Here is an 8,472-nt window from a genome sequence, read left to right on the forward strand (position 1 = left end):
GCAACGGCCAGGGTCGGCGACTGGCGGCGAGAACTGGGCATGATCGGGCAGCACCACACGAGCTTTTGGGATCACCCCGGCACAAGGCCGGGGAGTGTTGAGGGGGAAGTGGGTGGAGAACACTTTACCTGCCGCTCTCGCCGTCTCCCGAGCCTCCTCACTCTCTGGCCTTATGCCGGGGTAACGGCAAGGGTCGGTGGCGGGCGGCGAAGCCTGGGCACCATCGGCAGCACCACGCGGGTTTGTGGGATCGCCCCGGCACAAGGCCGGGGCGTGCCTTCGTCGTGGACCGTTCCGGACCACTCCCCTCAGGTGATATGCGCCCCGCGGGTCTCCACATAGACCGCGTAGATCGACTGGCTCGCCGTCATGAACAGACGGTTCCGCTTGGTGCCGCCGAAGCAGAGGTTGGAGCAGATCTCCGGCAGCTTGATCTGGCCGATCCGGTCGCCGTTCGGGGCGAAGATATGCACGCCGTCATAGCCGTCGCCGACCCAGCCGGCGCTCGACCACACGTTGCCGTCCTCGTCGCAGCGGATGCCGTCGGCGAAGCCGGTGCGGCCTTCCCATTCCATGCTCGCGAAGGTCCGCGGGTTGGAGAGCTTGTCGCCGTTCAGGTCGTACTGCCAGATCTGGCTCTTCGCCTCGGGATAGTGGGACACGCCCGTATCGGCGACATACAGCTTCTTGTAGTCGTGGGAGAAGCACAGGCCGTTCGGCTTGAACGGCTCGTCGGCGACCTTGGTGATCGCGCCGGAATTGGCGTCGATGCGGTACACCGCCTCCTTGCGGTTCGGCTGGACGGAGCCGGTGTCGAGCCGGTTGCCCTCGTATTCCATCAGCCCGCCATAGCCCGGATCGGTGAACCAGATCGAGCCGTCCTCAGGATGCACCACCGCATCGTTCGGGGCGTTGAACTCGCCGCCCTCGAAACTGTCGGCCAGCACCGTGAGCGAGCCGTCGTATTCGTAGCGCACCACCCGGCGGTTGCCGTGCTCGCAGGCGATCTGCCGGCCGCGATAGTCGAAGGTGTTGCCGTTGGAATTGCCCGAGGGATAGCGGAAGCGGCGGGTGACCTGTCCCTCCTCCTCGACCCAGCGAAGCTGTTCGTTGTTCGGGATGTCGCTCCAGATCAAGTAGCGGCCGACCCCGTTCCACGCCGGCCCTTCGGCCCAGAGCGTGCCGGTGTAGAGCCGCTGGATCGGGGTGTTGCCGAGCTTGTACTTGAAGCGCGGATCGAGGCCGATGACGTCGGGCTCGGGATAGCGCACCGGGTCGGCATTCGGCCCGAAGTTGCGGGCGAACGCGTCCGGCGCCATCGCCGTCGTGGCCGCCACGGCCGCCGCCGCGGTCAGGAATTTTCGGCGATCGAAGCCGTCGGAGGCGGATTTCGAAACAGAGTCAGGGTGTTGTCCGCTCGACGGCGGCGCTGCACGCTTGAACATGTCGTCCTCCCGAAGGTTCTTGTTATTCCGACATCCGCCGGTTCTTTGGACCGGTCGGACAGCCGGCTGGGAGAGCGTACACTATCTTTGCGTGTTGTTCAGGAATTTGCGACGGGCTTGATATCCTGGGTTCCGCGCCTGGCATCGAGCGCACTGTCCTCGAGATCGCAGTGCAGGGCGACGAAGGGGAATTCGGTCTTCACCGCGTCGTGCATCCGGTGGGCGACCGTGCGCAGGGTGGCGTGCACCGTCTTGCCCGACCGCAGCTCGGCCACATAGGCCATCTGCCGCAGATCGTAGACCACCCGGCACGGCACCAGCAGGCCGAGCGGCAGGTAGTTCTGGCGCTCCTCATCGGTGGTGGCGAGCGTCTCCGCCGCCGCCCGCAGCTCCGCCATCCGCGGCTCGACCGAGACACGGGTCGCCGCCGGCAGGCTCTCAAGATACCAGGGGTGGAAGCCGTGGGTCCAGCTCAGCAGCGGCATCTCGCAATAGCCGTTGCGGTGGCGCTGGATGTCGCGGAAGGACCCGAAATCCATCAGGAACTGGCACTCGAAGGAGGCGTAGGAGCCGGCCCGGCGCGGCAGCGGCTCGTATTTCGGCCGGTCGGTGAAGATCCGACGGTCCAGCAGGTCGATGCCCTCGCGATCGGCGGTGCAGACATAGGCGAAGGCCGGATGGTCGGGCTGTCCCCGGTAGTACGCATCGCCGCCGGCGGTCATCGCCCGGTAGGCGGACTGGGCCGGGTAGTCCTTGTGGCTGAACGAGCCCGGATACTTCTCCTTCAGCTCGGCCAGGATCTTGGCCGCCACGTCGCGGGTCTCCGCCAGCGGATGCACCGCGAGGTCGCGCAGGTGATCGGCGGCCTGGCGCAGGTTGGTGGTCCAGGAGAGCTGGGAGTGGATTCCGGCCGGCAGGAAGCCGCGGGCGATGTCGAAGGCCCGGGCCTCCAGGGTCTTGGCCCAGACCCCTTCCTTCACCCCTTCCGGACAGGGCTGGGTGGCGGTCAGCTCCGCCAGGGTCTCGGCATTGACCTGGGCGTAGAGGTCGAGCCAGCCGCGGATGATCGCCTCGGACCCGGCGCTGCCCACCGGATCGCTGTGCCCCTGGGCGGAGAAGTCGAGGTAGCGGGTCGAGGTCTCCTGACCGAAATAGAGCGGCGTGTCCTGCACCGCCTTGCAGGTCAGAATGGACACATTCTCGATGAAGATGGTGGTGAAGCCACAGTCGCCGATCGATTCATGGCCGTAGCCGACATAGTAGCTTTCCATGAATTTGCGGAAGCCGCGCTCCTGGACGCGGGCGAGATGGTCGACGACGCTCGACGCCGACCGGCTGTACAGCGCCTGAAGCATGGCATTCGCCTCCGGCGCCACGCCGTCCTCGATCACGATCCGCATTTCCGAAATCCTCGCGCGGCCCCACGTGCAACAGGATCGGTAGGCCGCCGACCGATCCGATCCGCAATATATAGCGGCGGATCACGACGCGCACCCCACTCGTAGATGGCCTCCCCTGTCGCCCGTCTCGCCGCCCCCTTCCCAACCTTCGGGTCGCAACGCAGGTCGGCGAATCGACTGAGGCGGGGCGAGGCGGGTGCCGCCCAACCCGGTTTCAGCACGAGGTCGTCCCCGAGATTGGAAGGCAGCGGACTCGCCCCAACGCTCAGGACCGAAATCGACCGAAAACGAATACACACAGAGAAACCAGGGCAATTGCATAAGAATTAGTTCAATTCACTTTGATTTGCGGTATGACTTCGACACTGGTGGGGGATGCTGGAACACAATGATGGGCGCTGGCGAGGCAGGATTCGCAAAGGATATCGAGAGGATTCCGAGTGCGGCGACACCGTCCATCGTGCTGGCGTCGCTCATCTCCAATCTCATGGCCACCGGGCTGCCGATCGCGATCCTGATCATCTACGACCGGGTGCTGCCGAACGCGTCGGAGTATACGCTCAGCCTGCTGACCGTCGGCGTGCTCGGCGCCATCGCGATCGACGTCGCCATCCGCATCGCCCGCGGCGCCATCGTCAGCCATCGGGCCGCCCGCTATAGCCATCGGGCGTTTCTCGGCGTCATGGAGAAGGTCTTCGCCGCCGACCCGCGCAGCTTCCAGGCGGAATCCACCGCCATGCACCTGGAGCGGCTGGCCGCCATCGACGCGATCCGGGAGTCCCGGGCCGGCTACCTGCCCCAGCTCATCGTCGATTTCCCGTTCTTCATCCTGTTCGTCGCCCTGGTCTTTCTGATCGGCGGACCGCTCGGCTTCGTGCTGCTGGCCTTCGTCGGCTTCACCGCCGTCGCCGCGATCCTCAGCGGCCTCACCGTGCGCAGCCGGATGGAGGCGCGCCAGGCGAACAACTCCGCCCAGTCAAACTTCCTGATGGAAGTGCTGAGCGGGGTGTCGACCATCAAGTCCTACGCCATGGAGCCGCTGATGAAGCGGCGCTACGAGCGGGTGATGGAGTCGAGCGCGACGATCACGGCCAACCTGATCCAGGGCAGCATCTCCGCCCAGGCGCTGACCAATCTGGTGACCCAGGCGGCCCAGATCGCCATCGTCGCCGCCGGCAGCCTCGCCGTGATCAACGGCAGCATGACCATCGGCGGAATCGCGGCCTGCATGCTGCTGACCGGCCGGGCGCTGCAGCCGCTGAACCGGGCCTCGATGCTGTGGAGCCAGTATCAGTCCGTGCGCATCGCCAAGCAGCGCATCAAGGAACTGGCCGCCATGCCGACCATCGACAGCGGCGGCGGCATCGTGCGGGACTCGCTGCACGGCGCGCTGGAGTTCCGCGACGTGACCTTCAGCTATTCCAACGGCCGCCCCGTCTTCGAGAACCTGACCCTGGCGGTCGACGCCGCCGAGACCGTGCTGATCAGCACCCGGGGGAACTGGAGCGGGAAGTCCACCCTCCTGGCCCTGGCCGCCCATATCCTGCTGCCTGACAGGGGGTCGGTTCTCTACGACAACATCGAGGCCGAAGCGTTCGACGACGAGTGGCTGCGCTCGCGCATCGCCTATCTCGGCCCGAACCCGTCGTTGTTCGAAGGCACGATCTTCGACAACATCACCGGCTTCGATCCGTCGCCGGATCATATCGCCGAGGTCGAGGATGTGGCCGAGGAACTGGGCCTGACGGAGGCGGTCTCCAAGCTGCCCATGGGCTTCCAGACCGAGATACGGGCCGGTGCGGGCGACACCCTGCCGGCCTCGATCCGCCAGCAGATCCCGATCGTGCGGGCGCTGGCGCGGCAGCCCGACATCCTGCTGATGGACGAGTGCAACTCGAACCTGGACCGCGATGCGGACGACCGGTTCCGCGCCGCCCTTGCCCGCCGGCAGACCAGCACCACCATCCTGATGGCGACCCCGCGCCCGTCCTTCCAGGCGCTGGCCCATCGCGAGATCACCATCGGCGCCGATCCGCAGGCCGTCGGAGAGGACGGGGAGACGGCGCCGGTGGACGTGCATGCCGAACTTCGGGTGGTGAACGGCGGAGGCGGGGCATGAGCACCATGACCATCCGCGACGGACTCGCCGAGGCGCTGCGCCAGGAGGAGATGGGCCGGTTCGAACTGGCCTCGGACTTCGCGTCCTGCCTGATGCCGCTGCTCACCGCGCTCGGCTGGGTCCCGGATCCCGACAAGCTGCTGCGCGCCCTGCCCCATGTGGCCGAACGCATCGACCTGATCGACTTCCGCAACGTCCTGGCCGAACTCGGCTATGTGAGCGTGCGGCATAAGGGCCGGGCCGCCGATATCGACGGGCGCCTGACGCCGTGCCTCTTCGTGTCGGAGACCGGCGTGCCGCTGGTGATCCTGACCCGCGTCGGCGGCGAGGTCACCGCCTTCGACAGCCGGACCCGCGAGGTGGTGCGGTTCCGCGCGGCCAAGGTGATCGGCTACTACTACACCTTCGCCCGCGACCAGCCGGAAGACGAGTCCGCCACGCCGGACACCTCCTTCGTCGGCACCTTGTTCCGCCGCTTCCGGCGCGAAATCACCATGGTGGCGATCACCAGCGTGATCGGCTCCCTGTTCGGCGTGATCGTGCCGATCTTCGTGATGACCGTGTACGACAGCGTCATCCCGGCCGCCTCGCCGGCCAGCCTCTACTGGCTGCTGCCGGGGGTGGCGCTGGCCCTGTTCGTCGATTTCTGCCTGCGCCAGATCCGCGGCGCCTCGGTCGCCCATGTCGCCGGACGCATCGACTTCCTGCTGTCGACCGAAGTGTTCCGCAAGATCCTCTCCCTGCCGCCCAGCGGCGCCGAGGGCAACACGCTCGGCACCCAGCTCGCCCGGTTCCGCAACTTCCAGGGTCTGCGGGATGTCATGAACTCGCCGGTCATGACCCTGATCCTTGAGATTCCGCTGATCGTCACCTCGATCCTGGTGATCGCGCTGATCGCCCAGCCGATCGTGGTCGTGCCGCTGCTCGGCCTGGTGACCATCGGCTTCGTCGGCGCGCTGTTCGTCCCGGCGATCCAACGGGCGGAGCGCAACGCCGCGGCGGCCCGGGCGGCCCGCGACCAGGTGGCGACCGAAGTGATCTCCAAACAGCGCAGCATCCGGGCCACGGTGCTCGGCACCGCCTTCATGGACCGCCTGCGCCCGCTGTCCGCCCGCACCGCGCTGGAGCGCAACCGGGCGGCGCGGCTGAACACGGTCCTGCAGTCGCTGCTGCACGGCGTGCTGATGGCGACCGGGCTGATGACCCTCTTCTTCGGCGCCGAGGCGGTCATCGACCAGCGCATGACGACCGGCGCCCTGGTCGCCTCCATGGCCCTGGTCTGGCGTATTCTGGTCCCGGCCCAGGTCGGCTGCCAGAGCCTGCCGCGGCTGGTGCAGATGCGGGGCACCATCGCCCAGGTCGACCGGCTGATGCGCGCCAAGTCCGAAGACAGTTCGACCGATGCCCGGGTGTCCGATCACCGGTTCACCTCCAACATCGCCGTGCGCCGGGTCTCTGTGCGCTACAACCAGGAGGCCGATCCCGCCCTGCTCGCCGTCTCCCTGGACGTGAAGCCGGGCGAGATGGTGGCGCTGGTCGGGCCGAGCGGATCGGGAAAATCGACCCTGCTCAAGGTCATGGCCGGACTGCTTAAGCCGCAGGCGGGCACGATTTCCTTCGGCGGGGTGGAGATGCGCCATCTCGGGGCGGTCGAGCATCGCCGCAATATCGGCTACCTGTCCCAGAGCACCGACCTGTTCCACGGCACGATCGCCCAAAATCTGCGCCTCGCCCGTCCCGATGCCCCGTTCCAGGCGCTGCGCGACGCCTGCGACCGGGCCGGCGTGCTGGACGAGGTGGAGAGCCTGCCCGACGCCTTCGAAACGGTCATCGGCGACGAAAAGAGCGTCAGCCTGTCGGAGAGCTTCCGCCAGAAACTCTCCCTCGCCAGGATCTGGCTGAAGGACAGCCCGGTCATGCTGCTGGACGAGCCGGCCCAGAATCTCGACGACGCCGGCGACGCCGCCCTGACCCGCGAGCTGCAGGCCTTGAAGGGCCAGCGCACCATCTTCTTCGTGACGCACCGTCCGAGCGCCATGCGCCTGGCCGACCGCGTTTTCGAGCTCAACCAGGGGCGTCTCACCGAGGCGAAGCGCGACTCCCTGACGATCTCCGGGATGCAGAACCCATGAGCAATATCACCGTCTCCCCGCGTCCCGGACGTGCCGCCGGCACGCCAGCCGTGCGCCGCACCTCCTATCTCGCCCAGTCGATCCACCTGGAGGAGAGCAGTTCGCCGCGGCTGATCCGGCTGACGATCCTGCTGCTGGCGTTCGCCGTCGCCGGCGCGATCGTCTGGGCGGCGATGGCCCGGCTCGACCAGGTGGCGCGGGCCGACGGCAAGGTGATCCCGTCCTCCAACGTCACCGTGCTGCAGCACCTGGAAGGCGGGCTCGTCGAACAGGTGCTGGTGCGGCCCGGCGACATCGTCGAGCCCGGCCAGACCGTGATCAAGATGAGCGGTACGGGCGCCGGCTCCGAACTGCGGCAGCTCCGCACCCGCGAGGCCTCCCTGGCGGCCCGGCTGGAGCGACTCTATGCCCAGATCCAGGACCGCGAACCCGACTTCTCGCCCTGGCGCGCGACCTATCCCGAACTGACCAAGGAGCAGAGCGAGCTCCTGGCGGCCAGCCGGGCGACCTCGAAGGACCGGATGCAGCTCTTCGACGAGCAGCTGAAGGACCAGAACATCCAGCTCACCACCCTGCTCTCCCAGCGCAAGACCATCGAGGACAGCATCAAGCTGATCGAGGAGGAGGAGCGGCTGCGCAAGGAGCTGTTGGACAAGGGGCTGACCCGGCGCTTCACCTATCTGGACGTGCTGCGCGACCTGAACCGTACCCGCGGCCAGCTTGTGCAGCTGGAAGGGCTGATCGCCCGCAACCGCCAAGAGATCGCCGAGATCGAGGCCCGGCGGGTGTCGTTCGAGAGCACCAACGACAACCAGGCGCTGTCGGAGATCACCACGATCTCCGCCGAGCGGGCCGAGGTGGCGGAATCGATCAGCCGGTTCGAGGACCGCTTCGCCCGGCTCGACATCAAGTCGCCGATCCGCGGCGTGGTCCAGGACCTTACCGTGAGCGCACCCGGTTCGGTGATCGCGCCCGGAGCCGCGGTCGCGCAGATCGTGCCGATCGACGACGAGAACGTGGTGGAAGTGCTGCTGAACCCGAAGGACGTGGCCTTCGTCTCTCCGGGCCAGGAGGCCACGGTGCGGGTCACCGCCTATGACTTCGCCCAGTTCGGCGGCATGCCGGGCAAAGTGGAGCGGATCTCACCGACCACGGTCGCATCCGGCACCGGCGCCAGCTTCTACACGGTGGTGATCCGGCTGGACCGCAACCATTTCGGCGAGGAGGCCGGCAAGCACATGATCCTGCCGGGCATGATCGTGCAGGCGGATATCCGCACCTCCGACCGCACCCTGCTGGATTACCTGGCCAAGCCGATCACCCGCGCCTTCCAGATCGGGTTTACGGAGCGGTAAAGGCGGCCGGAAAGGTCGCCG

Annotated in this window: 5 protein-coding genes; 3 read left to right on the forward strand and 2 right to left on the reverse strand. The window is 67.1% G+C overall.

Translation table 11 applies throughout. The features are described 5' to 3' along the window. Positions 1-308: 308 nt before the first annotated feature. Together T8K17_RS20110 and T8K17_RS20115 are read right to left on the reverse strand one after the other, a co-directional pair. Positions 309-1,445 carry an SMP-30/gluconolactonase/LRE family protein gene (locus tag T8K17_RS20110; RefSeq protein WP_322331512.1) on the reverse strand — a complete coding sequence of 379 codons (1,137 nt, stop codon included), beginning with the start codon at positions 1,443-1,445 and terminating at the stop codon, positions 309-311. A gap of 98 nt (positions 1,446-1,543) precedes the next feature. Further along, a complete protein-coding gene (locus T8K17_RS20115; RefSeq protein ID WP_322331513.1) occupies positions 1,544-2,845 on the reverse strand; it encodes an FAD-dependent thymidylate synthase in 1,302 nt (433 codons plus the stop codon). Between the two features lie 391 nt (positions 2,846-3,236). Here T8K17_RS20115 and T8K17_RS20120 point away from each other — a divergent pair, with 391 nt between their 5' ends. The 3 genes from T8K17_RS20120 to T8K17_RS20130 are packed head-to-tail and all read left to right on the forward strand — an operon-like array spanning position 3,237 to position 8,451. After that, complete coding sequence (locus T8K17_RS20120) at positions 3,237-4,964, forward strand: peptidase domain-containing ABC transporter (RefSeq protein WP_322331514.1); 1,728 nt, start codon at positions 3,237-3,239, stop codon at positions 4,962-4,964. Further along, positions 4,961-7,096, forward strand: coding sequence for a peptidase domain-containing ABC transporter (locus T8K17_RS20125; RefSeq protein WP_322331515.1), 2,136 nt, complete (start codon positions 4,961-4,963; stop codon positions 7,094-7,096). Before T8K17_RS20120 ends, T8K17_RS20125 begins: the two co-directional genes overlap by 4 nt. Next, a complete protein-coding gene (locus T8K17_RS20130; protein ID WP_322331516.1) occupies positions 7,093-8,451 on the forward strand; it encodes an HlyD family type I secretion periplasmic adaptor subunit in 1,359 nt (452 codons plus the stop codon). The genes T8K17_RS20125 and T8K17_RS20130 overlap by 4 nt, the downstream gene beginning before the upstream one ends. Positions 8,452-8,472: the final 21 nt, after the last annotated feature.

Origin of the sequence: Thalassobaculum sp. OXR-137, from assembly GCF_034377285.1 — a bacterium.
In the GTDB taxonomy this organism is placed as follows: Bacteria; Pseudomonadota; Alphaproteobacteria; order Thalassobaculales; family Thalassobaculaceae; genus Thalassobaculum.

Bases quoted from the DNA above. Each gene is read 5' to 3' on its own strand.
- T8K17_RS20110 (WP_322331512.1), bottom strand. From the start codon at position 1,445: ATGTTCAAGCGTGCAGCGCCGCCGTCGAGCGGACAACACCCTGACTCT.
- T8K17_RS20130 (WP_322331516.1), top strand. From the start codon at position 7,093: ATGAGCAATATCACCGTCTCCCCGCGTCCCGGACGTGCCGCCGGCACG.
- T8K17_RS20120 (WP_322331514.1), top strand. From the start codon at position 3,237: ATGGGCGCTGGCGAGGCAGGATTCGCAAAGGATATCGAGAGGATTCCG.
- T8K17_RS20125 (WP_322331515.1), top strand. From the start codon at position 4,961: ATGAGCACCATGACCATCCGCGACGGACTCGCCGAGGCGCTGCGCCAG.
- T8K17_RS20115 (WP_322331513.1), bottom strand. From the start codon at position 2,845: ATGCGGATCGTGATCGAGGACGGCGTGGCGCCGGAGGCGAATGCCATG.